Raw genomic sequence first — 23,392 nt, forward strand, 5'->3', positions numbered from 1 at the left:
ACGTCTAGATTAATACATAAGAATTATTTGGGTTATTGCCACTTTTTCAACCCTGGTTGTTAGGGTTTTGTTAAGCCGTGGAGCGGCGCCAGTGTTTCCTGTGGGGGGAAACAGGGATATTCAGGAGAAAATGTGCTAAAAATCCGCCAGTTATGTGTCACCAGCCTTTTGCTGGTCAGCGGGATCGCCAGCGCAGCGAATGTGCGTTTGCAGGTTGAGGGATTATCCGGGGAGCTGGAGAGAAACGTTCGCGCCCAGCTTTCCACGATCCAGAGTGATGAAGTCACGCCGGATCGTCGCTTTCGCGCGCGCGTCGATGACGCCATTCGCGAAGGTCTGAAAGCGCTGGGTTATTACGAGCCGACGATTGAATTTGATTTACGTCCGCCGCCGCAAAGGGGGCGTCAGGTGCTGATCGCCAAAGTGACCCCGGGTGAACCGGTCCGCATTGGCGGAACCGAGGTGATTCTGCGCGGCGGCGCCCGTACCGATAGCGACTATCTGGCGCTGCTAAAAACGCGTCCGGCCATCGGGACGGTGCTGAACCATGGCGATTATGACGGTTTCAAGAGCTCGTTGACCCGCGTCGCCCTGCGCAAAGGCTACTTTGACAGCGAGTTCAACAAAAGCCAGCTCGGGGTCTCCCTTGACCGCCACCAGGCGTTCTGGGATATCGATTACGACAGCGGCGAGCGCTATCGCTTTGGTCACGTCACCTTCTCCGGATCGCAAATTCGCGATGAATACCTGCAAAACCTCGTGCCGTTTAAAGAGGGCGACTACTACACCTCGCAGGATCTGGCCGAGCTAAACCGCCGCCTGGCGGCGACCGGCTGGTTCAGTTCAGTCGTGGTGGCGCCTGATTTCGCTAAGTCACGGAAAACCAAGGTGCTGCCTCTGCAGGGCGTTGTTTCGCCACGCAAAGAGAACACCGTGGAAACCGGGGTTGGCTTTTCAACCGATGTCGGGCCGCGCGTGAAAGCCACGTGGAAAAAACCGTGGATGAACTCGTATGGCCACAGCCTGACCTCCAGCATCAGTCTCTCTGCCCCGGAGCAGCAGTTCGACTTTACCTACAAAGTCCCGCTGCTGAAGAGCCCGCTGGAGCAGTACTATCTGATGCAGGGCGGCTTTAAGCGCACCGATCTTAATGACACCCAGGCCGACTCCACCACGCTTGGGGTGTCGCGTTTCTGGGAGATGTCGAGCGGCTGGCAGCGGGCGATCAACCTGCGCTGGAGCCTGGACCACTTTACCCAGGCGAACGTCACCAACACCACCATGCTGATTTACCCTGGGGTCTCGGTGAACCGCACCCGATCCCGCGGCGGTCTGATGCCCACCTGGGGCGATTCACAGCGCTACTCCGTGGACTACTCGAACACCATGTGGGGCTCGGACATCAACTTCATCGTGATGCAGGCCCAGGACGTCTGGATCCGTACCCTCTATGACCGCCACCGCTTTGTGGTGCGCGGCAACCTTGGCTGGATCGAAGCGGATAACTTTGACAAGGTGCCGCCGGACCTGCGCTTTTTCGCCGGGGGCGATCGCAGTATTCGTGGCTATAAATATAAATCCATCTCGCCGAAGGACGATGACGGCAAGCTGATCGGGGCCTCGAAGCTGGCGACCGGCTCGCTGGAGTATCAGTACAACGTCAGTGGTAAATGGTGGGGGGCCGTGTTTGTCGATAGCGGCGAAGCGGTCAGCGATATTCGCGAGAGTGATTTCAAAACCGGCGCCGGGGTGGGCGTGCGCTGGCAGTCGCCGGTGGGGCCGATCAAGCTGGATATCGCCCGGCCGATCGGCGACAAAGAAGAGCATGGTTTACAGTTTTACATCGGTCTGGGGCCTGAATTATGAGTTTATGGAAGAAGATAAGCCTCGGCGTCTTAATCGTGTTGGTGCTCCTGCTGGGCACCGTCGGGTTCCTGGTGGGGACGACCACCGGCTTGCATCTGGTGTTCAAAGCGGCGGATCGCTGGGTACCGGGGCTGGATATCGGCAAAGTCACCGGTGGCTGGCGTGATTTAACCCTCGATAATGTTCGCTACGAGCAGCCCGGCGTGGCGGTCACCGCTGGCCAGTTTCACCTCAGCGTCCGGTTGCGCTGCCTGTGGGGCAGCAGCCTGTGCGTGAACGACATCGCGCTGCGCGATATTTACGTCGCCGTCGATACCAAGAAGATGCCGCCCGCCGCGCCGGTCGAGGAAGAAGACAGCGGGCCGCTGAATCTCTCCACCCCTTATCCGATCACCCTCAGCCGCGTCGCGCTGCATAACGTCAACGTTAAAATCGACGATACCGCAGTGTCCGTGCGCGATTTTTCCACCGGCCTGAACTGGCAGGAGAAAAACCTGACCCTGACGCCGACCTCGCTGCAGGGGCTGCTGATTGCCCTGCCGAAGGTGGCGAAAGTGGCGCAGGAGCAGGTGGTCGAGCCGAAAATCGACAACCCGCAGCCGCAGGAAAAACCGCTCGGCGAGACGATGACCGACCTCTTCTCGCAGCCGGTACTGCCGGCAATGACCGATGTCCATCTGCCGCTGAACCTCAATATTCAGGCGTTCCGCGGGGAGCAGCTGCGCCTGACCGGCGATACCGACATCACCGTGTATAACCTGCTGCTGAAAGTCAGCAGTATCGACGGTCAGATGAAGCTCGACGCCCTCGATATCGACTCCGATCAGGGCAAGGTCAGCGCCTCGGGCCACGCGCAATTGCAGGATAACTGGCCGGTGGACATTACCCTCGCCGGAACGCTGAACGTTGACCCGATGAAAGGGGAGAAGGTGCAGCTGAAGGTGGGCGGCGAAGTGCGTAAAACGCTTAAGGTCGGGGTGGACTTAAGCGGGCCGGTCGCGGCCACGCTGCGCGCGGATGCGCAGCTGGCGGAGGCCGGGCTGCCGCTCAATATGGAGCTGAAGAGTAAGCAGCTCGCCTGGCCATTCAGCGGCGAGAAGCAGTTCCAGGCCGACGATGTTCAGCTGAAGTTCAGCGGCAAAATGACCGACTACGCGCTGGCCTTCTCCACGGCGGTGAAAGGTCAGTCGCTGCCGCCGGCGAAAATCACCCTCAACGCCAAAGGCAATGAGCGGCAGATTAATCTCGACAAGCTGACGGTCAACGCCCTGGAAGGGAAAACCGAGCTGAAGGCGCTGCTCGACTGGCAGCAGGCGATCAGCTGGCGCGGCGAGCTGACCCTTGACGGGATCAACACCGCCAAAGAGGTGCCGGACTGGCCGTCGAAGCTCAACGGCATGATCAAGACCCAGGGCAGCCTGTACGGCGGCAGCTGGCAGATGTCGGTGCCGGAGCTGAAAATTACCGGCAACGTGAAGCAGAACAAAGTGGATGTTTCGGGCTCGCTGCAGGGTAACAGCTATCTGCAGTGGAAAATCCCGGGCCTGCACCTGGCGTTAGGCCCGAACAGCGCCGATATCAAAGGCGAGCTGGGGGTGAGGGATCTTAATCTCGACGCCACTATCGATGCCCCGCACCTGGATAATGCGCTGCCGGGGCTCGGCGGAACGGCGAAGGGGCTGGTGAAAGTGCGCGGCGCCGTCGATGCGCCGCAGCTGCTGGCCGACATCACCGCCCGGGCGCTGCGCTGGCAGGAACTGACCATCGCCCAGGTCAACGTCAAAGGGGACGTGAAATCCACCGATCAGATTGGCGGTAACCTGGATGTGCGGGTAGATCGCATTAGCCAGCCGGGGGTCAATATCAGTCTGGTGCAGCTCAATGCCAAAGGTACTGAGAAGCAGCATGAGCTGCGGCTGCGGGTGCAGGGCGATCCGGTTTCCGGCCAGCTGACGCTGGCAGGTAGCTTCGATCGTCAGGCCGAACGCTGGAGAGGCTCCCTGAGCGATACCCGCTTCCAGACGCCGGTGGGGCCGGTAGCGCTGACGCGCAGCATTGCGCTGGACTACCGCAACCAGGAGCAGAAAATCAGCATCGGGCCACACTGCTGGAGCAACCCGAACGCCGAGCTCTGCGTCCCTGAGACCATCGACGCGGGCGCCAGCGGGCGTGCGCGAGTGAATCTCAACCGCTTCGATCTGGCGATGCTCAAGCCGTTTATGCCGGAGGCGACCCAGGCCAGCGGCGTCTTTACCGGTAATGCCGATGTGAGCTGGGACACCACCAAAGAGGGGCTGCCGCAGGGCAAAGTGACCCTCAGTGGGCGCAACGTCAAGGTGACCCAGGTGGTCAATGACGCGCCGCTGCCGGTGGCGTTCGATACGCTGAATCTCAGCGCCGACCTGCATAACAATCGCGCCGAGCTGGGCTGGCTTATCCGCCTGACCAACAATGGTCAACTGGATGGGCAGGTGCAGGTCACCGACCCGCAGGGGCGGCGTAATCTCGGCGGCAACGTCAATATCAGCAACTTCTCGCTGGCGATGATCAACCCGATTTTCGCACGCGGCGAAAAAGCCGAGGGGAGGCTCAACGCCCGTCTGCGTCTGGGCGGCAACGTGAAAAGCCCGCAGCTGTTCGGCCAGATGCAACTGAGCGGGGTGGATATCGATGGCAACTTCATGCCGTTTGATATGCAGCCGAGCCAGCTGGCGATGAACTTCAACGGCACGCGCTCGACCCTGCAGGGGACGGTGAACACCCGCCAGGGGCAAATCGCTCTCAGCGGCAACGCCGACTGGACGCAGATCGATAACTGGCGGGCACAGATTGCGGCGAAGGGCAGCCGGGTGCGGATCACGGTGCCGCCAATGGTACGTCTCGATGTGTCGCCGGACGTGGTGTTTACCGCCACGCCGAGCCTGTTCAGCCTTGATGGCAAGGTGGATGTGCCCTGGGCGCGCATCGTGGTCAACGAGGTGCCGGAGAGCGCGGTTGGCGTGTCTTCTGATGAAGTGATGCTGGATAAAAACCTCAAGCCGATTAACCAGCAGAGCGCCGGTATCCCGATCAACAGCAACCTGACGATTCACGTCGGCAACAACGTGCGTCTGGAAGCCTTTGGTCTGAAAGCGCGTCTGACCGGTGATTTGAAAGTGGCACAGGATAAACAAGGGTTGGGTCTCAACGGGCAGATCAATATTCCGGACGGCCGCTTCCACGCCTATGGTCAGGATCTGATTGTTCGCAAAGGGGAGCTGCTGTTCTCCGGTCCGCCGGATCAGCCGCTGCTGAATATCGAAGCGATTCGTAACCCGGATGCTACCGAAGACGATGTGATCGCCGGCGTTCGCGTCACCGGCTCCGCCGATCAGCCGAAAGCGGAGATCTTCTCTGACCCGGTGATGTCCCAGCAGGAAGCGCTATCTTATCTGCTGCGCGGCCAGGGTTTGAGCAGCGGACAGAGCGATAGTGCCGCGATGACCTCAATGCTTATTGGAATGGGGGTTGCACAAAGTGGTCAGGTTGTGGGTAAAATCGGCGAGACGTTTGGCGTAAGCAATTTGGCGTTGGACACCGAAGGGGTAGGCGACTCTTCCCAGGTGGTGGTCAGCGGCTATGTACTGCCGGGTCTGCAGGTAAAATATGGGGTCGGTATTTTCGATTCCCTGGCGACGCTGACTTTACGTTATCGCCTGATGCCTAGGCTATATGTGGAAGCGGTGTCTGGCATTGACCAGGCGCTCGATTTGCTCTATCAGTTTGAGTTTTAGCAATGCGAATATTTGTTTACGGCAGTTTACGACGCAAACAAGGCAACAGCCACTGGATGACCAACGCTCAGTGGCTGGGCGCTCATAGTGTCAACGATTATCAGCTGTACAGCCTGGGCCACTATCCAGGCGCGGTGCCCGGCGAAGGCACAGTACATGGTGAAGTTTATCGTATTGATGCATCGACGCTAGCCGAACTGGATGCGCTACGCACGAAGGGGGGCGAGTATGCGCGCCACCTCATTCAGACGCCTTACGGCAGCGCATGGATGTATGTGTATCAACGTTCCGTTGAGGGATGCACGTTGATAGCGAACGGCAACTGGTTGGATCGCGACCAGTACTAACCACGACAGCGCCACCTTCGGGTGGCGTTGTTTTTTATGCCCCGCACCTACCAGAGTGGCAGACGATCCTTTGCCAGCCACATCGCGGAAGCCAGCGTCGTCAGCGCGAGAAATAATAATCGTCGTGTTGGGGTGCTGAACATTACATGACCTCCTCAAGCGTGGTATGGGGGGCGATATGCCGGAGGTAACGCCGCATCGCCGAGCGCATCTTCAGCCAGTCAGCCACCCGGTGTGACAATAACCAGGCCGTTGGGCCAATCAGCTCCAGTACCGCCAGTATCCCGCCAAAGCAGAGTAACAATAGGGACAGCATGTCCAGTGAATCCTGAACCTGCCACCAGACGCTCCGGCCTGACTGACGGGCACTGATGAGTTCAACAGCGAGAAATAGCAGATACATCACCAGCGTGAGGCCGTAAAACAGGTAATAGAGCAGCGCCAGTTGTCGGCGGCCTGGATAGAGTGGATGGTTTTTTATATAAGCCGCGCCGTCGCTGGCATTGTATAGCGCGTGGATCGCACGGCTGTCGCGCTCGTACACGGCGACGAGGCGATCGCCACTGGCGATAAACGGTGGCTGACGTCGATAGAGAACGGGATGCAGCGCGAAATTGGCGCAGCCTGCCTGCCACCAGAAAGCCAGCGGTACGGAGCCGCATTGTATCCCGAGGCCGTGATATTCCCGGGTTGGGTTGCCCGCATACCACTTCTTAAAGTGGGTATCGGTGATAATTTCTGTCTTAACGGCATAGCGTTTCGGCAGGGCTTGCGTAACAGGCATCGCCGACTGGCGGACGGCCCGCGCCGTTGCAGGTAGCCGCTGGCAAAACGAAAAGTCGCGGCGGCGGGCCATTGCCATCTTCGCCAGCAGATCGCGCATGGCGGGGTGCCGTTTTAGCGCCGGGTGGAACAGTCGCTCGCAGAGTCCTGTTAACAGCGCGATGAAGGCCAGTATCGCGATAATGCCGCAGCCGAATCTTCCCCATTCTGAGGTGCTCATCAAGAGCGGGATAAGGGAGACGATGAGCGTCAGCAAGCTGATAAGCAGTAACGGACGGGCCCAGCGCTTTACGCGTTGACTGGGCTCAAGGAGCGTTTCGCCATCGCTGAGCCAGTGGATCCAGTAACTGCCGTTGTCCAGGCGGCGGGCGCCAAGATGCAGAGGCTGATTGATCTTCAGGCGGTCAAAAAGCGCGGGGTCTTTAAAATAGCGTTTATCGGTATAAAAGACATGTTCGCCAGCGATAAAGCGCAGATACCCCTGTTTTTCACAGGCGGCGGTGGTGAAACCGGTATAGTTCAGAGTGAAATAGCGAACGCTTTTCACGGGACACCCTCCATGGTGTTATCGCGGCTATCCGTGCCGCAATCAGGCAGGGCATGACCCTGCCTGAGACAGAATTACTTCTGCTTAGCGCGCTCGAAAGAGGCAACGATTTCAGCTTTCGCTGCTTCCGCGTTGTCCCAACCGTCGACTTTAACCCACTTGCCTTTTTCCAGATCTTTGTAGTGCTCAAAGAAGTGAGTGATCTGGGCTTTCAGCAGTTCCGGCAGGTCGTTCACATCGTTGATGTGATCGTATTCTTTGCTCAGCTTGGTGTGCGGTACGGCAACCAGTTTCGCATCTTCACCGGATTCGTCGGTCATCTTCAGAACGCCAACCGGACGGCAGCGGATAACTGAACCTGGTTCCAGCGGGTACGGTGTCGGGACCAGCACGTCAACCGGGTCGCCGTCCAGGGACAGGGTGTGGTTGATGTAACCGTAGTTGCACGGATAGAACATCGCCGTGGACATGAAACGGTCAACGAACAGTGCACCGCTCTCTTTGTCGACTTCGTATTTGATGGGGTCTGCGTTCGCCGGGATTTCGATCACGACGTAGATGTCTTCCGGCAGATCTTTGCCCGCAGGTACGTTGAGTAAGCTCATGTCTGTTTCCTTTAAAATGTATGGCAAACAAGTGCTCGGTATTATAGCCAACTCACATCGAAAGTCTTCGCTTCTTTTTCCCCATATCGCCGCGGAGTGCTCTGAATTTTGCGCGCAAAAATGACATGAAAATCCATAAACATAGCTACATCATGAATAAATTTATGTAAACGTTTTCATTGCATGTGATTGATTTATCAAACCGCTTAAAAAAACGTCATAAACCGCAACAGCCGCGCTCCTCGCGAAGCCTTATCGGCTCTCCGCTGGGCAAAGAGGCGAGCATTAACATTTCATTTACTTTTTTGAAGTGTGATGTAACGCATTCAGTTACATCACCGATTGTCTATAGTTTGTTCGCAGGTGAGACTTTAACCAACAATAACCCTACGAGGATACCCTTATGTGGAAGCGCTTACTTCTTGTCACAGCAGTTTCCGCAGCTATGTCGTCTATGGCGATAGCTGCCCCGCTAACCGTAGGTTTTTCGCAGGTCGGTTCTGAATCTGGCTGGCGTGCGGCGGAAACCAGCGTTGCGAAAGAGGAGGCCGCCAAGCGCGGTATCACCCTGAAGATCGCAGATGGTCAGCAAAAACAGGAAAACCAGATCAAAGCCGTGCGCTCCTTTATCGCTCAGGGGGTAGACGCGATCTTCATTGCACCGGTGGTGGCCACCGGCTGGGAACCGGTGCTGAAAGAGGCGAAAGAGGCCAAGATCCCGGTCTTCCTTCTCGACCGTTCCATTGATGTTAAAGATAAAGATCTCTACATGACCACCGTGACCGCCAACAACGTGCTGGAAGGCCAGCTGATTGGCGACTGGCTGGTGAAAACCGTCGACGGTAAGCCGTGTAACGTCGTTGAACTGCAGGGCACCGTTGGGGCCAGCGTGGCTATCGATCGTAAGAAAGGGTTCGCCGACGCGATTGCCAAAGCGTCGAATATCAAAATTATCCGCTCTCAGTCCGGCGACTTCACCCGCAGCAAAGGGAAAGAGGTGATGGAGAGCTTTATCAAAGCTGAGAATAACGGCAAAAACATCTGCATGGTCTTCGCCCATAACGATGACATGGTGATCGGCGCCATCCAGGCCATTAAAGAGGCTGGCCTGAAGCCGGGCAAAGATATCCTCACGGGCTCCATCGACGGCGTGCCGGATATCTATAAAGCCATGATCGCTGGTGAAGCCAACGCCAGCGTCGAACTGACGCCAAACATGGCCGGCCCGGCGTTTGATGCGCTGGAGAAATACAAAAAAGACGGCACCCTGCCTGAGAAGCTGACCATTACCAAATCGACGCTGTATCTGCCGGATACGGCGAAAGAAGAGTTAGAGAAGAAGAAAAATATGGGCTACTGAGTGGGGAGCCCCTCATTCCATCCCTCTCCCCAGTGGGAGAGGGTGAAAAGCAGCGTTCCAGTAACCCCGGGAAGTCCAGTGCGACCCGGGGTAACCTGACATCATTTGAAGGTGACATCGATTATGAGCGCCGAGGCACACCAGGAGATCCTTCGCACCGAAGGACTCAGTAAATTCTTCCCCGGCGTTAAGGCGCTGGATAACGTCAACTTTAGCCTGCGGCGCGGCGAAATCATGGCCCTGTTGGGCGAAAACGGCGCCGGAAAATCGACGCTGATCAAAGCGCTTACCGGTGTTTACCATGCCGATCGCGGCACCATCTGGCTGGAAGGTCAGGCTATTTCGCCCAAAAATACCGCCCATGCCCAGCAGTTGGGGATTGGCACCGTCTACCAGGAAGTGAACCTGCTGCCCAATATGTCGGTGGCGGATAACCTGTTCATCGGCCGTGAGCCACGGCGGTTTGGCCTGCTGCGACGCAAAGAGATGGAGGCCCGGGCGACGGCGCTGATGGCCTCCTACGGCTTTTCCCTCGACGTGCGCGAACCGCTGAACCGCTTTTCGGTGGCGATGCAGCAGATCGTCGCTATCTGTCGGGCCATCGACCTGTCGGCCAAAGTGCTGATCCTCGACGAGCCCACCGCCAGCCTCGATACCCAGGAGGTGGAGATGCTGTTCACCCTGATGCGCCAGCTCAGGGATAACGGCGTCAGCCTGATCTTCGTCACCCATTTTCTCGACCAGGTCTATGCGGTCAGCGATCGCATCACCGTGCTGCGTAACGGCAGTTTCGTCGGCTGCCGCGAGACCCGCGAACTGCCGCAGATTGAGCTGGTGAAAATGATGCTGGGTCGCGAACTGGACCACAATGCCCTGCAGCGGGCGGGCCGTACCCTGCTGAGCGATAAGCCGGTGGCGGCGTTTGAAGGCTACGGTAAAAAAGGCACCATCGCGCCGTTCGACCTGCAGGTCCGTCCGGGCGAAATTGTGGGCCTCGCCGGCCTGCTGGGTTCCGGACGCACGGAAACCGCCGAGGTGATCTTCGGCATTAAAACGGCGGACAGCGGGAAGGCGTGGATCAAAGGCAAACCGCAGACCCTGCGCTCCCCGCATCAGGCTTCCTGCCTCGGGATCGGCTTCTGTCCTGAAGATCGCAAAACCGACGGCATTATCGCCGCCGCTTCGGTGCGGGAAAATATCGTCCTCGCCCTGCAGGCGCAGCGCGGCTGGCTGCGGCCGATCCCCCGGCGTGAGCAGAACGAGATCGCCGAGCGCTTTATTCGCCAACTGGGGATCCGTACCCCGAGCGCGGAGCAGCCGATCGAGTTTCTCTCTGGCGGCAACCAGCAGAAGGTGCTGCTCTCCCGCTGGTTACTGACCAAACCGCAGTTCCTGATCCTCGATGAGCCGACCCGCGGCATCGACGTCGGCGCCCATGCGGAAATTATTCGCCTGATTGAAACCCTCTGCGCCGATGGTCTGGCGCTGCTGGTCATCTCCTCTGAACTGGAGGAGCTGGTGGGTTACGCCGATCGGGTCATTATCATGCGGGATCGCCGACAGGTAGCGGAGATCCCGCTCGCCGAGCTCTCTGTACCGGCGATCATGAACGCTATTGCGGCATAAGGAGTAACTCATGATGCCTCGATCTCTTTCGCAAACCGGCCCTGAGAAGCGACGCTTCAGCTGGCCGAAGGGCACCCCGCAGATCATTGCCTTGCTGCTGGTTCTGTTGGTCGACAGCCTGGTCGCGCCCCATTTTTATCAGGTGGTGCTCCAGGATGGCCGCCTGTTTGGCAGCCCGATCGATATTCTTAACCGCGCCGCGCCGGTGGCGCTGCTGGCCATCGGCATGACGCTGGTGATCGCCACCGGCGGTATCGATCTGTCGGTGGGGGCGGTGATGGCGATTGCCGGCGCGACGGCCGCCTCAATGACCGTCGCCGGGCACAGCCTGCCGGTGGTGGTGCTGGCCTCGCTGGGGGCCGGTGCGCTGGCCGGGCTGTGGAACGGTATCCTCGTGGCGATCCTTAAGATCCAACCTTTTGTGGCGACGCTGATCCTGATGGTGGCCGGACGCGGGGTGGCGCAGTTAATCACCTCGGGGCAGATCGTCACCTTTGATTCCCCGGCCCTGGCATGGCTCGGCAGCGGATCGTTTCTGCTGTTTCCGACGCCGGTGATCATCGCCGCCGCCACGCTGCTGCTGTTCTGGCTGTTTACCCGTAAAACGGCGCTGGGTATGTTTATCGAAGCGGTGGGGATCAACATTCGCGCGGCGAAAAACGCCGGCGTGAATACTCGTATTGTGGTGATGCTGGCCTATGTGCTGAGCGGCGTTTGCGCAGCGATTGCCGGGATCATCGTGGCGGCGGATATACGCGGCGCGGATGCTAATAACGCCGGGTTGTGGCTCGAACTGGACGCCATTCTGGCGGTGGTCATCGGCGGCGCCTCCCTGATGGGCGGGCGCTTCAACCTGCTGCTGTCGGTGGTGGGGGCGCTGATTATCCAGGGGATGAATACCGGGATTTTGCTCTCTGGCTTCCCGCCGGAGCTCAACCAGGTGGTGAAAGCGGTGGTGGTGCTGTGCGTACTGATTGTCCAGTCGCCGCGCTTTATCGGTTTACTGAAAGGGGTACGCGGCCATGATAAAACGTAATTTACCGTTGATGATCACCCTTGCGGTGTTTGTGCTGGGCTACCTCTACTGCCTGACGCAATTCCCCGGCTTTGCCTCAACGCGGGTGATCTGCAATATCCTGACGGATAATGCCTTCCTTGGGATCATCGCCGTCGGCATGACATTTGTGATCCTCTCCGGCGGGATCGATCTGTCGGTGGGGTCGGTGATCGCCTTTACCGGCGTCTTCCTCGCCAAAGCGATTGGCTTTTGGGGAATATCACCGCTGGTGGCGTTTCCACTGGTGCTGGTGATGGGCTGTGCCTTCGGTGCGTTTATGGGGCTGCTTATCGACGCGCTAAAGATCCCGGCTTTTATCATCACGCTCGCCGGCATGTTCTTTCTGCGCGGCGTCAGCTATCTGGTGTCGGAGGAGTCGATTCCGATTAACCATCCGGTCTACGACACCTTGTCTGGGCTGGCATGGACCATCCCCGGCGGCGGTCGTCTCAGCGCCATGGGGCTACTGATGCTGCTGGTGGTGGTGGCCGGTATTTTTGTGGCCCATCGCACTCGCTTTGGCAACCAGGTGTATGCCATCGGCGGCAACGCCACGTCGGCGAATTTAATGGGGATTTCGACTCGCAGCGCCACGATCCGTATCTATATGCTTTCCACCGGGCTGGCGACGCTGGCCGGGATCGTCTTTTCCATTTATACCCAGGCAGGCTATGCGCTGGCGGGCGTCGGCGTGGAGCTGGACGCCATTGCCTCGGTGGTGATCGGCGGCACACTGCTCAGCGGCGGTGTTGGCACCGTGCTGGGAACGCTGTTCGGGGTGGCGATTCAGGGGTTAATTCAGACCTACATCAACTTCGACGGCACCCTCAGCTCATGGTGGACGAAAATCGCTATCGGTATTTTGCTGTTTATCTTTATCGCGCTGCAGCGTGGGCTGACCGTGCTGTGGGAAAATCGGCAGAATGCGGCGGTGACGCGGGTGAGCGGAGCGGGGAGTCGCTAACAGGGAACTCCCTTCCCGCAAGGCGGGAAGGGAGGGCCGGGATCAGGCGTCCGGGAACGCTTTAATGAAGTTCTCGACGTCTTCAACCATGTGGTTGTTACCGACAAAGAAAGAGCGGCGCTGGTGCAGGCTTTCCGGGATAATATCCAGAATACGCTCTTTACCGTCGCTGGCCTTACCGCCCGCCTGTTCGGCGAGGAAGGCCATCGGGTTGCATTCATACAGCAGGCGCAGCTTACCGTCCGGGTGGCTGGCGGTGCTCGGATAGAGATAGATGCCGCCCTTCAGCAGGTTACGGTGGAAGTCCGCCACCAGCGAGCCGATATAGCGTGAGGTATAAGGACGCTGAGTCGCTTTGTCCTCTTCCTGGCAGTACTTAATGTACTTCTTCACGCCCTGCGGGAATTTGATGTAGTTGCCTTCGTTGATGGAGTAGGTATTGCCCTTCTCCGGGAAGCGCATGCGCTCCTGACACAGACAGAAGACGCCGAGGGACGGGTCGTAGGTGAAGGCGTGGACGCCGCAGCCGGTGGTATATACCAGCATCGTCGAAGAGCCGTATACCACATAGCCCGCGGCCACCTGCCTGTTACCCGGCTGCAGGAAGTCTTCTTCTGTCACCGGCGTGCCGACAGGCGTGACGCGGCGGTAGATAGAGAAGATCGTACCGACAGAGACGTTAACATCGATGTTAGAGGAGCCATCCAGAGGGTCCATCAGCACCACGTATTTGGCGTGTTCACACCCTTCGAAGACGACAATTTCATCTTCTTCTTCGGAGGCGATCCCGGCAACAATATCGCGTGCTCGCAGTGCGGCTTTTAATTTTTCATTAGCGAACAGATCGAGTTTTTGCTGAACCTCGCCCTGAACGTTTTCAGCACCGCTGGCACCCAGGATATCGACCAGACCGGCCTTGTTGATATCGCGGTGGATGATCTTGGCGCCCAACTTTATTGCTGACAACAAAGCAGTCAGCTCACCGGTGGCGTGGGAGAACTCGTGCTGCTTTTCAACAATAAACTCACCTAACGTTTTCATAACTCGTTCCCTGCATTTTTATGTTGAGTAAAACGAACGCAACAATCTTAACAAAGAATCAAAAAAGTGCGCACTGGTGAATCGCGCCAGCAAAATACAGATTCGCCTGAAATGCATTTCGCCAGGGCCCGGGATATGGGTAAAATGTGCCCCGGATAAGAGAAGGAAATGACGAATGCGCATTCATATTTTAGGAATCTGTGGCACGTTTATGGGGGGCCTGGCCATGCTGGCGCGCTCCCTCGGTCATGAGGTAACAGGGTCGGATGCTAACGTCTATCCGCCGATGAGCACCCTGCTGGAAAACCAGGGGATTGATTTAATTCAGGGTTATGACCCCAGCCAGCTGGATCCCCGGCCGGATCTGGTGATCATCGGTAATGCCATGACCCGCGGCAACCCGTGCGTTGAAGCGGTACTGGAAAACAATATTCCGTATATGTCCGGCCCGCAGTGGCTGCACGACTTCGTGCTGCGCGATCGCTGGGTGCTGGCCGTCGCCGGGACCCACGGCAAAACCACCACTGCCGGGATGGCAACCTGGATCCTCGAAGCCTGCGGCTATAAACCGGGCTTCGTGATCGGTGGCGTACCGGGTAATTTCGAGGTCTCTGCGCGTCTGGGCGACAGCCCGTTCTTCGTCATTGAAGCGGATGAATACGACTGTGCCTTCTTCGACAAGCGCTCCAAGTTTGTTCACTACTGCCCGCGGACGCTGATCCTCAACAACCTTGAGTTCGATCACGCGGACATCTTTGACGACCTGAAGGCGATTCAGAAACAGTTCCACCATCTGGTGCGCATCGTGCCGGGCAAAGGCAAAATCATCCTGCCGGAGAACGATATCAACCTGAAGCAGGTGATGGCGATGGGCTGCTGGAGCGAGCAGGAGCTGGTGGGCGAGCAGGGCCACTGGCAGGCGAAGAAACTGAACGCCGACGCCTCGCAGTGGGAAGTGCTGCTCGACGGCGAAAAAGTCGGCGAGGTGAAGTGGGCGCTGGTCGGCGAGCATAATATGCATAACGGCCTGATGGCGATTGCCGCGGCGCGTCACGTCGGGGTACTGCCGGCGGATGCCGCGAACGCGCTGGGCAGCTTTATCAACGCCCGCCGTCGCCTGGAGCTGCGCGGTGAAGCCAACGGCGTCACCGTGTATGACGATTTCGCCCATCATCCGACGGCGATCCTCGCCACGCTGCAGGCGCTGCGCGGCAAAGTGGGCGGCACCGCGCGTATTCTCGCCGTGCTGGAGCCGCGCTCTAACACCATGAAAATGGGCGTTTGCAAGGACGATCTGGCGCCGTCGCTTGGTCGCGCTGATGAAGTGTTTCTCCTGCAGCCGCAGCATATTCCGTGGCAGGTGGCTGAAGTGGCGGAAGCCTGCGTCCAGCCAGCCCACTGGAGCGCCGACGTCGATACCCTGGCGGAGATGGTGGTCAAAACCGCCCACCCGGGCGACCATATCCTGGTGATGAGCAACGGCGGCTTCGGCGGCATTCATCAAAAGCTGCTGGATAAGCTGGCGCAAAAAGCGGCCGCGGCAGAATAAGCGCGAACGCCTCCGATCACTGCCCTCCGCGTGAGGGCAGTTTTGTTTTCGCCACCAGGGATTGTGCCATGCTGATCTGCGAAAGATTACGTTCTACCGACTCGCCCCATTTCGCCACGCTGGACGCGCTCTACGCGCGCGCCTTTCCGTGGCACGAGCAGCGCGAAAGCGACGCCAAACTTCAGGCGCTGAGCCACCCGCGCTACGCGCTGGAAGCGTGGTTCGATGAAGGCGTCTTTGTTGGCCTCAGCGGCTGCTGGCAGTTTGCCGGCTACGGTTATATCGAACATCTGGCGATCGACGATACGCTGCGCTCCCGCGGCTATGGTAAACAGCTGCTGGCGCAGATCCTGACGCGCGCGCCGCTGACCATTCTGGAAATCGATCCGCTGACCACTGCAATCGCTCATAAACGGCTGCGCTTTTATCAGTCGATGGGGTTTCATGCCAATGCGTGGGCGCATCATCACCCGAGCTATCATCAGGGCATCGCGGATCATGAGTTGCTGGTGCTGAGCTACCCGCAGCCGATCGATGAGCGACAGTACCAGCAGTTTGCCCGGGATCTCGGGCGCGAGGTGATGGGGCGGGAGTAGTCCGGAACGGGGCGTCGCCCCGCTCCGGGAATTCACTGGTTACAACCTTACTCTTTGGCGATCGGCGTCTCGTTCTCCGCGACTTTATTGTCGCCCTGAATCTGCGCGATTTTCTGCTCAACGGCGGCCACCTGAGCGCTGTCGTGCAGCAGGGTGTAGGTCAGATCAAACTGCGCGCTGGCGCCCGGCTGCAGCTGCTTCACGCGTTTTTGTTCGCGTTCAATGGTGACCGGATAGGCGTAGCTGGTGCCCGGTTCGATACCGGTGACGTAGCCCTGTTTGATGGTGTCGGTGTTTTTCCATAGCGTCAGGACCGGCAGCTGACGGGTATCAAACTGAATGGAGGCCCCTTTATCGCCCGCTTTGTTGACCACCGCGGCCAGGGTCTGGTGATTTTCATCGGCCAGCGGCTGAATATTAAATACCATCTCGTCAAAATCTTTGGTCGGTCCCTGATAGGTCTGCCAGGTTTTTAACCCGCTCTTCGCGTAATCATTGAACGGGCTGATGCTGGACATCGGGGCGAGGAAGCGCGCGCCTTCTTCCAGAATCGGGGTGCCGAAGTTGCTGTGGTAGATAATCTGATAATCATGCGGATAGTCAGCATGGTTGGTTAAGACATCATGCAGGCTGAAGCTGTTGCTGCCCGGCACGTAGCGCAGTTCGGTCAGGGTCTGCAGATCGGCTTTTTTGAAGGTGCTCTCTTTCACCAGGCCGCGGATGCGGATTTCATACGGCGCGCTGTCAGCCACCTCGACTTCTACCCGCGAGGCCGGAGTGTTGCCCGCCTTGCCGTGCAGGGTATAAATCTGCCCGTCCGCGGTCACCGGATGGCCGGTCCATTCATAGCCGCAGCGGACCATCATCTCGTTGAATCCTTCCAGCCAGCCGAGTCCATTGCGGCTTTCCAGGTTGATAAACGCCGGGTTGACGACCTCTTTAACCGGCGAATCCCAGCCCATCCGGCTGCCGAAACCCTCAATACGCAGTAAGTTCATGCCGCGTGTCGGGCTCAGGGTGATGGTCAGGCCGTCTTTACTGTGAATGGTGAGGATTTTGCTGCCTTCCTGCTTACCGCCGTGCAGGACTTTTTGCTCAATGCTGAACGCATGGTCTTTTACCTTCAGCTGATCGCTGCTGATCTGCCAGTTTCCTTTATCCATGCCCTCTTCAGCGTTCGTCAGCACCCATGTTTTTGCCGCGGCTGAGCCAGAAACCAGCAGGGCGATCGTCGTCAGAACCAATGTCTTTTTCATTTTTATTCCCTTTTTGCTGAATCGATTGTGTCATTGACGTGTGAAATCTACCGGCATGGGGGTGATTAAAATGTGAAGCGCCTCACCTGGTGAGAAAGTGGCCGTTTTTATGATGTTAAATGAGATGGATGTCGTATTATTTTGCTAAGTAATGCGTATTTATCACCAGGATATGTGATCTACATTGTTTTTAGCTTTAACGATTCAGCTTGGCAACAAGGCAAAAAACAAACGTATCGTCGTGCGGATGAGGGGACTCATCCGATGCGACGGGAATCCCCCTGCTGGCGCAAGCCTTAGAACTGGGGTGAAGGTAGGCCGGATAAGGCGTTAGCCGCCATCCGGCACAATGACGGGAACGGAGTCTGGTACAGATTGCCCGGCGGCGCTGCGCTTGCGCGGGCCTACGAAACAGAGTAACCGGTTGATATATAGAGCTCCGTAGGCCAGATAAGGCGTAGCCGCCATCCGGCACAACGACGGGAACGGAGCATGGTACAGCTTGCCCGGCGGCGCTGCGCTTGCGCGGGCCTACGAAACAGAGTAACCGGTTGATATACAGGGCTCTGTAGGCCGGATAAGGCGTTAGCCGCCATCCGGCACAACGACGGGAACGGAGTCTGGTACAGGTTGCCCGGCGGCGCTGCGCTTGCGTGGGCCTACGAAACAGAGTAACCGGTTGATATATAGGGATCTGTAGCCCGGATAAGGCGCAGCGCGCCGCCATCCGGGAGACTATTGCGGGCAAAAACAGCGGGACTTAGCCTTCGTTTTCCGCCAGTTCGCGCAGATACTGGAAGATCAGGCGCGCCGATTTCGGCGGCTTGTTGCCCTCTTTCTCTTTCTTCGCATTGCGGATCAGTGAACGCAACTGCTGACGGTCAGCATCTGGCCACAGGTTCAGCACTTCAGCGACGGCGTCATCCCCATCGTCAATCAGTCGATCGCGGATCTGCTCCAGCTTGTGGAACAGCGCAACCTGCTGGTTGTGACGGTTTTTCAGCTTGTCCAGCGCCTGACGAATCGGATCGACATCGCGGTTGCGCAGCATCTTACCGATAAGCTGCAGCTGGCGGCGGCGACCCTCTTTTTTGATACGCTGGGCGAGTTCGATGGCGTCACGCAGGTCAGTATCCAGCGGAATTTTATCCAGCGCGTTTTTCCCCAGGTCAACGAGTTCCGCGCCAAGACGCTTCAGTTCTTCCGCGTCGCGCTTAATTTCACTCTTACTGACCCAGATGATTTCATCATCTTCATCTTCAACGTCATCACCGGGCACGTCGTCGAGCCAGTCATCGGGCTGCTTTGTCATCTTCAGGCTCCTTAAAAAAAGAGGCTAATGTTACCAGTTAAGGCGCGCACTGAAAAACGGTTCTCTGTTAGACTTCAGTTAACTCCTTCTTACATTATGGCATTAGCAATGAAAGTCATCTCTCAAGTTGCACAGCAGCGTAAGACGCTGGAAGAAGCCGTTACCACGGCACTGGAACTGGCGGCAGGTAAATCCGACGGTGCGGAAGTCTCCGTCAGCAAAACGACGGGCATCGGCGTCAGCACCCGCTATGGCGAAGTGGAGAACGTAGAATTCAATAGCGACGGCGCGCTTGGCATCACCGTCTATCATCAAAACCGTAAAGGCAGCGCCTCCTCGACCGATCTGAGTCCGGACGCCATCGCCCGCACCGTACAGGCGGCGCTGGATATTGCGCGCTACACCTCCCCGGATCCGTTTGCCGGTGTGGCCGATAAAGAGCTGCTGGCCTTTGACGCCCCGGATCTGGACCTGTTCCACCCGGCGGAAGTCTCCCCGGACGAAGCCATCGAACTGGCCGCTCGCGCGGAGCAAGTGGCCCTGAAGGCAGATAAGCGCATCACTAACACCGAAGGCGGCAGCTTTAACAGCCACTACGGCATCAAAGTGTTCGGTAACAGTCACGGCATGCTGCAAAGTTACTGCTCGACTCGCCATTCGCTCTCCAGCTGCGTCATCGCGGAAGATGACGGCGATATGGAGCGCGACTACGCCTACACCATTGGCCGGGCGATAGAGGATCTGCAGTCACCGGAATGGGTTGGGGAAGAGTGCGCTCGCCGCACCCTGTCGCGTCTGGCGCCGCGTAAGCTGTCGACCATGAAGGCGCCAGTGATTTTCGCCAACGAAGTGGCGACCGGGCTGTTTGGTCACCTGGTGGGCGCGATTGCCGGTGGTTCGGTATACCGCAAATCCACCTTCCTGCTCGATTCGCTGGGCACACAAATTTTGCCTGAGTGGCTGACCATCGAAGAACATCCGCACCTGCTGAAAGGGCTGGCCTCCACGCCGTTCGACAGCGAAGGCGTGCGCACCGAGCGTCGTGACATCATCAAAGACGGGGTGCTGACCCAGTGGCTGCTGACCAACTACTCAGCGCGCAAGCTGGGGATGAAAAGCACCGGCCACGCCGGGGGCATCCACAACTGGCGCATCAATGGCCGCGGCCTGAGTTTTGCAAAGATGCTTAAAGAGATGGGCACCGGCCTTGTGGTTACCGAACTGATGGGGCAGGGTGTCAGTGGCGTCACTGGCGACTACTCACGCGGCGCATCTGGCTTCTGGGTAGAAAACGGCGAAATTCAATATCCTGTCAGTGAGATCACCATTGCAGGAAATCTGAAAGAAATGTGGCGTAATATCGTGACCATTGGCGATGATATTGAAACGCGCAGCAACATTCAGTGTGGTTCTGTGCTGCTGCCGGAGATGAAAATCGCCGGGCAATAACACCTGTTTGCTTAAATAATAAAAAGGAAGTGAGCAATGCGTAAAAAACTGTTAGCGATGCTGGCTGTCTCTGCTTTTGCGCTCGGTTCAGCATCGGCCTTCGCCGACCTGGGCGAAGACATGGACACTCTGGCAGAAAACCTGCAAGTGGTACAGAAAACCACCGACGCCGGCGAGCTGAAAGCGGCGCTGAATAAAATGCGTACGGCGGCAGTCGATGCCCAGAAACAGACGCCGCCGAAGCTGGAAGGCAAAGCGGCCGACAGCGCTGAGATGAAAGATTACCGTCATGGTCTGGATATTCTGATCGGCCAGATCGACGGTGCGCTGAAGCTGGCGAACGAAGGCAAGGTGAAAGAGGCGCAGGCCGCTGCGGAGGAGTTTAAAACCACCCGCAACACCTACCATCAGAAGTACCGCTAACCGTTCTTTTCGGGAGGCATCAGCCGATGCCTCCCGCCTGAAAGCCTACCGATATCACATTTTTCCACTCTCTTTTTCCGGCCTTTCCGCTGCCGCAGGCGCCTTATCCACGCTCATTGTTGTGATACGTCTCACGCCATAGCCGTCGTTTTTGCCTTTTCCCTGTGAATATGTGGGGTCGATCACGCCTGCCGTCTCCCTTTCCACTTCGAAGTGGAAAACAACTCGCTACAAACTCCTTCCCCCCGGCGCTACTTTGATTCCCAGAGACATCAGCGGGGTATCAGAAGTGAATAACGGAGCGGTAATACACGACGTAGGGGAGCAGGCAGCGCAGACCGAACGCCTGGCTGACAAGATGCTGCAGCAGGTTTTTGCCCTGTTAAGCCGTCACGGCATCGTCCCTAACGACGTTCAGGAGCAAATGCTGACTTCCCACGTGCGGGCCATGGCCCACCGGTCAATCAGCGGTGAACCGCTACCGGAAGTGGATGCCAGCCTGTTCGAAGAGATTTCACCAGATTCAATGATGCTGGCCCGCGAAGTGGTCGCGCAGTTTGGCAACCTGCCTGATGAAGAGGCCTGGCTGCTGTCCGTCCATTTCGAAGTCGCAAAAGAAAACCTGTAAGGAGCAAAACATGGAACAAATCACCGTTGTTATTGGCGACCGCCTGGGCAAAGGACAAAAAGTCGCTGCAGGCGCTGAGAAAGCGGGCGCACGTGCTGTGGTCGTCCCTGGCGTTGCTGCCGATATGAAACTGGGCGACATGATGAAAGCGGAAAACGCCACCTTCGGCATCTCCTTCTGCGGCAGCGGCGGCGCCGGGGCCATCACCGCGCAGACCAAATACGGCTACAAAGCGAAATATGGCATGCGTTCCGTTGAAGAGGGCGTCACCGCCATTAACGAAGGCTGCAACGTGCTGGGCTTCGGCTTTATGGATAAAGAAGAGCTGGGCGAGCGCCTGGTTGAAGCCTGGAAAAAGAAATACGGCGCATAAGTATGAAAGAGCAATTCACCACCACGGTGAGGGTTGCCGGCAAAGGCGAAAGCAAATCACGGGCCTTCGCCGATGCCCTGAACCATGTGCAGGCTGCGGTGATGAAAACGTCATCGCACATTCTGCTGCGTATTGAGCCACAGGACGTGACGGTTGTTCATGCGCGCGAAGCGGTACGAAAAGAGGCCTTTCTGTTCTTCTTTTTGCGCCGTGAACGACGGACTTACAGCGTGGAGCTGGACGTCACCGTCAACGTGACCGCCATCGATCTCGATAAAGTGGCTTTCGTCACGCAAACCTGATTGTTAGCAAAGGGTCTAACTATGTTCCTGATAATTTTAATAAAATCGCTCATTATCGGCGGCCTGGTCGGCGTCGGCGTGGGCGCCGGAGCGGCACGCATGTTTCACGCCCCCACCACGCAGGGGATGGGGGCGTTTCGTACCCTGGGCGAGCTTAACTCCTGTGAAGGCGATCCGGCCTCTCACTTCTCCTTTGGCCTTGGCTTCTTCTTTAACGCCTGGGCCTCTTCCGTTGCAGCAGGCTCCTTCACCCAGGACGTCGACCACCGCATTATCCCTAACTGGGGCGCGGCGGCGCTGATGCTAAAAAATCGTAACGTTGGCGAAACCCTGCACGATCCGAAAAGAATGGCGATTGCCTGCGGCATCATCGGCATGATCGTCGTCGCCTTCCTTAACCTGACCGCCTCTTCCGTGCCGGAAGCGCTGCAGGTCACCGCGGTTAAGGTGCTGGTGCCGGCGGCAAATCTGCTGGTGAATACCGTGATGCCGGTGATCTTCTGGCTGGCGGCTATTGATGCCGGTAAGAAATCAGGCTTCTGGGCGACGATTTTCGGCGGCGCGGCGCAACTGATTATGGGGAACGCCGTACCGGGTCTGGTACTGGGTATTCTGATCGGTAAAGGGGTAGAAGAGAGCGGCTGGAACCGGGTAACCAAAGTGATGATGATCGCCATTGTCGCGCTGTTTGTCCTCAGCGGCTTCTTCCGCGGTTTCGACATGAAGATGATTGAATCCTTCCATCTGACCGTGCCGAACTGGCTGGACATGATCCACAACTCACTCAGCGGCAAGTAACGGGAGCCTGATAATGGAACAGAATAAAGGTTTTTGGTATGCCGACTGGTCGTTCCCGATCTTTGTTGGCCTGCTCTCCTCCGGTGTCTTCGCCGGGACGCACATGTATTACCTGTACGGCATCGGTGCCTTCAACGAAGTGGCCTTCGTGGCCATGCTGAAGGCAGGGATTGATACTGGCGCGTACGGCGCGGTGGCGGCATTTGGTGCCAGCTTCCTGTTCGCCCGCATTATCGAAGGGTCGCTGGTGGGGATCCTCGATATCGGTGGCGCCATTCAAACCGGTATTGGCCTCGGCGTTCCGGCGCTGCTGCTCGGCGCGGGCTTTGTCTTCCCGGTGGCGAACTTCGCCGCGTCGCTGGTCACCGGCCTGGTCCTTGGTCTGGCAGTGGGTTACATCATCATTCTGGCGCGTAAGTTCACCATCAACCAGAGCGATTCCACCTACGGTGCCGACGTAATGATGGGGGCCGGTAACGCCTCTGGCCGCTTCCTTGGCCCCTTGATCATCCTCAGCGCGATGACCGCCTCGATTCCTATCGGGATTGGCTCGCTGGTTGGCGCGCTGCTGTTCTACATCTGGCAGAAACCGATCACCGGCGGCGCCATCCTCGGCGCGATGATCCTCGGCTCCATCTTCCCGGTGGCGATTAGCTAGCCGCCTGATGGCGCTGCGCTTATCAGGCCTACACGTCAGCGTGATTGGTAGGCCGATGACCTCGCCATCCGTACACTCT

General features: G+C 57.9%; 22 protein-coding genes and 1 pseudogene. 17 read left to right on the top strand and 6 right to left on the bottom strand.

Annotated features, from left to right (window positions below; genetic code table 11):
* Nucleotides 1–132: 132 nt before the first annotated feature.
* Genes tamA through CWM53_RS28745 form a run of 3 tightly spaced genes read left to right on the top strand, consistent with a single transcriptional unit; the run spans nucleotide 133 to nucleotide 5,986 of the window.
* Nucleotides 133–1,866 carry an autotransporter assembly complex protein TamA gene (gene tamA, locus CWM53_RS28735; protein ID WP_074387259.1) on the top strand — a complete coding sequence of 578 codons (1,734 nt, stop codon included), beginning with the start codon at nucleotides 133–135 and terminating at the stop codon, nucleotides 1,864–1,866.
* Nucleotides 1,863–5,639, top strand: coding sequence for an autotransporter assembly complex protein TamB (gene tamB / locus CWM53_RS28740; RefSeq protein WP_100730134.1), 3,777 nt, complete (start codon nucleotides 1,863–1,865; stop codon nucleotides 5,637–5,639). Before tamA ends, tamB begins: the two co-directional genes overlap by 4 nt.
* Nucleotides 5,640–5,641: 2 nt before the next feature.
* Entirely contained in the window at nucleotides 5,642–5,986 is a 345-nt protein-coding gene (locus CWM53_RS28745; protein WP_008807149.1) for a gamma-glutamylcyclotransferase, read from the top strand.
* A 142-nt stretch (nucleotides 5,987–6,128) separates the two neighbouring features.
* On the opposite strand, the gene CWM53_RS28750 is transcribed toward CWM53_RS28745, so the two are convergent.
* Both CWM53_RS28750 and ppa read right to left on the bottom strand, forming a co-directional pair.
* Nucleotides 6,129–7,316: a hypothetical protein gene (locus tag CWM53_RS28750; RefSeq protein WP_100631243.1), complete on the bottom strand. Its 1,188-nt coding sequence runs from the start codon at nucleotides 7,314–7,316 to the stop codon at nucleotides 6,129–6,131.
* 74 nt (nucleotides 7,317–7,390) lie between these two features.
* On the bottom strand, nucleotides 7,391–7,921 hold the full coding sequence (ppa, locus tag CWM53_RS28755) for an inorganic diphosphatase (RefSeq protein WP_061155991.1): 531 nt from the start codon (nucleotides 7,919–7,921) through the stop codon (nucleotides 7,391–7,393).
* Nucleotides 7,922–8,324: 403 nt separating this feature from the next.
* Between ppa and ytfQ the strand changes: the two genes are divergently transcribed.
* The 4 genes from ytfQ (at nucleotide 8,325) to yjfF (ending at nucleotide 12,928) form a co-directional block, all read left to right on the top strand.
* Complete coding sequence (ytfQ, locus tag CWM53_RS28760) at nucleotides 8,325–9,281, top strand: galactofuranose ABC transporter, galactofuranose-binding protein YtfQ (RefSeq protein WP_008807147.1); 957 nt, start codon at nucleotides 8,325–8,327, stop codon at nucleotides 9,279–9,281.
* A 123-nt stretch (nucleotides 9,282–9,404) separates the two neighbouring features.
* On the top strand, nucleotides 9,405–10,907 hold the full coding sequence (gene ytfR / locus CWM53_RS28765; RefSeq protein ID WP_008807146.1) for a galactofuranose ABC transporter, ATP-binding protein YtfR: 1,503 nt from the start codon (nucleotides 9,405–9,407) through the stop codon (nucleotides 10,905–10,907).
* A gap of 10 nt (nucleotides 10,908–10,917) precedes the next feature.
* Nucleotides 10,918–11,943, top strand: a complete 1,026-nt coding sequence (gene ytfT, locus CWM53_RS28770; RefSeq protein ID WP_023323521.1) for a galactofuranose ABC transporter, ATP-binding protein YtfT — start codon at nucleotides 10,918–10,920, stop codon at nucleotides 11,941–11,943.
* Entirely contained in the window at nucleotides 11,930–12,928 is a 999-nt protein-coding gene (gene yjfF, locus CWM53_RS28775; RefSeq protein ID WP_002886825.1) for a galactofuranose ABC transporter, permease protein YjfF, read from the top strand. Before ytfT ends, yjfF begins: the two co-directional genes overlap by 14 nt.
* Before the next feature lie 42 nt (nucleotides 12,929–12,970).
* On the opposite strand, the gene fbp is transcribed toward yjfF, so the two are convergent.
* The gene (fbp, locus tag CWM53_RS28780) at nucleotides 12,971–13,969 is read right to left on the bottom strand and encodes a class 1 fructose-bisphosphatase (RefSeq protein ID WP_025712316.1); all 999 of its coding nucleotides are present in this window, start codon (nucleotides 13,967–13,969) and stop codon (nucleotides 12,971–12,973) included.
* A gap of 175 nt (nucleotides 13,970–14,144) precedes the next feature.
* Here fbp and mpl point away from each other — a divergent pair, with 175 nt between their 5' ends.
* On the top strand, nucleotides 14,145–15,518 hold the full coding sequence (gene mpl / locus CWM53_RS28785) for a UDP-N-acetylmuramate:L-alanyl-gamma-D-glutamyl-meso-diaminopimelate ligase (protein WP_100631244.1): 1,374 nt from the start codon (nucleotides 14,145–14,147) through the stop codon (nucleotides 15,516–15,518).
* A gap of 68 nt (nucleotides 15,519–15,586) precedes the next feature.
* Nucleotides 15,587–16,114, top strand: coding sequence for a GNAT family N-acetyltransferase (locus CWM53_RS28790; RefSeq protein WP_074387256.1), 528 nt, complete (start codon nucleotides 15,587–15,589; stop codon nucleotides 16,112–16,114).
* Nucleotides 16,115–16,161: 47 nt separating this feature from the next.
* Here CWM53_RS28790 and CWM53_RS28795 read toward each other — a convergent pair whose 3' ends face one another.
* Nucleotides 16,162–17,370, bottom strand: coding sequence for an aldose 1-epimerase family protein (locus CWM53_RS28795; protein ID WP_023323523.1), 1,209 nt, complete (start codon nucleotides 17,368–17,370; stop codon nucleotides 16,162–16,164).
* Between the two features lie 184 nt (nucleotides 17,371–17,554).
* Between CWM53_RS28795 and CWM53_RS31530 the strand changes: the two are divergent.
* Nucleotides 17,555–17,670: pseudogene (locus CWM53_RS31530) on the top strand (hypothetical protein).
* 460 nt (nucleotides 17,671–18,130) lie between these two features.
* Here the strand turns inward: CWM53_RS31530 and yjgA are convergent.
* The gene (gene yjgA / locus CWM53_RS28800) at nucleotides 18,131–18,682 is read right to left on the bottom strand and encodes a ribosome biogenesis factor YjgA (protein ID WP_074387255.1); all 552 of its coding nucleotides are present in this window, start codon (nucleotides 18,680–18,682) and stop codon (nucleotides 18,131–18,133) included.
* Nucleotides 18,683–18,778: 96 nt separating this feature from the next.
* On the opposite strand from yjgA, the gene pmbA reads away from it, so the two are divergent.
* Together pmbA and cybC are read left to right on the top strand one after the other, a co-directional pair.
* Nucleotides 18,779–20,131 carry a metalloprotease PmbA gene (pmbA, locus tag CWM53_RS28805; protein ID WP_061155986.1) on the top strand — a complete coding sequence of 451 codons (1,353 nt, stop codon included), beginning with the start codon at nucleotides 18,779–18,781 and terminating at the stop codon, nucleotides 20,129–20,131.
* Between the two features lie 36 nt (nucleotides 20,132–20,167).
* The gene (gene cybC / locus CWM53_RS28810) at nucleotides 20,168–20,554 is read left to right on the top strand and encodes a cytochrome b562 (RefSeq protein ID WP_061155985.1); all 387 of its coding nucleotides are present in this window, start codon (nucleotides 20,168–20,170) and stop codon (nucleotides 20,552–20,554) included.
* 54 nt (nucleotides 20,555–20,608) lie between these two features.
* Here cybC and CWM53_RS31535 read toward each other — a convergent pair whose 3' ends face one another.
* Nucleotides 20,609–20,740 (bottom strand): hypothetical protein, encoded by a 132-nt coding sequence (locus tag CWM53_RS31535; protein WP_165785148.1) that lies wholly within the window; start codon nucleotides 20,738–20,740, stop codon nucleotides 20,609–20,611.
* 103 nt (nucleotides 20,741–20,843) lie between these two features.
* Here CWM53_RS31535 and CWM53_RS28815 point away from each other — a divergent pair, with 103 nt between their 5' ends.
* Genes CWM53_RS28815 through CWM53_RS28835 form a run of 5 tightly spaced genes read left to right on the top strand, consistent with a single transcriptional unit; the run spans nucleotide 20,844 to nucleotide 23,313 of the window.
* Entirely contained in the window at nucleotides 20,844–21,182 is a 339-nt protein-coding gene (locus CWM53_RS28815; RefSeq protein ID WP_043519318.1) for a PRD domain-containing protein, read from the top strand.
* A 10-nt stretch (nucleotides 21,183–21,192) separates the two neighbouring features.
* Complete coding sequence (locus CWM53_RS28820) at nucleotides 21,193–21,555, top strand: SFCGS family glycine-rich protein (RefSeq protein WP_004206501.1); 363 nt, start codon at nucleotides 21,193–21,195, stop codon at nucleotides 21,553–21,555.
* Nucleotides 21,556–21,557: 2 nt separating this feature from the next.
* On the top strand, nucleotides 21,558–21,857 hold the full coding sequence (locus CWM53_RS28825) for a DUF4312 family protein (RefSeq protein WP_061155984.1): 300 nt from the start codon (nucleotides 21,558–21,560) through the stop codon (nucleotides 21,855–21,857).
* Nucleotides 21,858–21,878: 21 nt separating this feature from the next.
* On the top strand, nucleotides 21,879–22,655 hold the full coding sequence (locus tag CWM53_RS28830; RefSeq protein WP_061155983.1) for a DUF4311 domain-containing protein: 777 nt from the start codon (nucleotides 21,879–21,881) through the stop codon (nucleotides 22,653–22,655).
* 13 nt (nucleotides 22,656–22,668) lie between these two features.
* Nucleotides 22,669–23,313, top strand: coding sequence for a DUF4310 family protein (locus CWM53_RS28835; protein WP_061155982.1), 645 nt, complete (start codon nucleotides 22,669–22,671; stop codon nucleotides 23,311–23,313).
* Nucleotides 23,314–23,392: the final 79 nt, after the last annotated feature.

The sequence above is a fragment of the Klebsiella sp. A-Nf5 genome (assembly GCF_002810545.1).
Classification (GTDB): domain Bacteria; phylum Pseudomonadota; class Gammaproteobacteria; order Enterobacterales; family Enterobacteriaceae; genus Klebsiella; species Klebsiella variicola.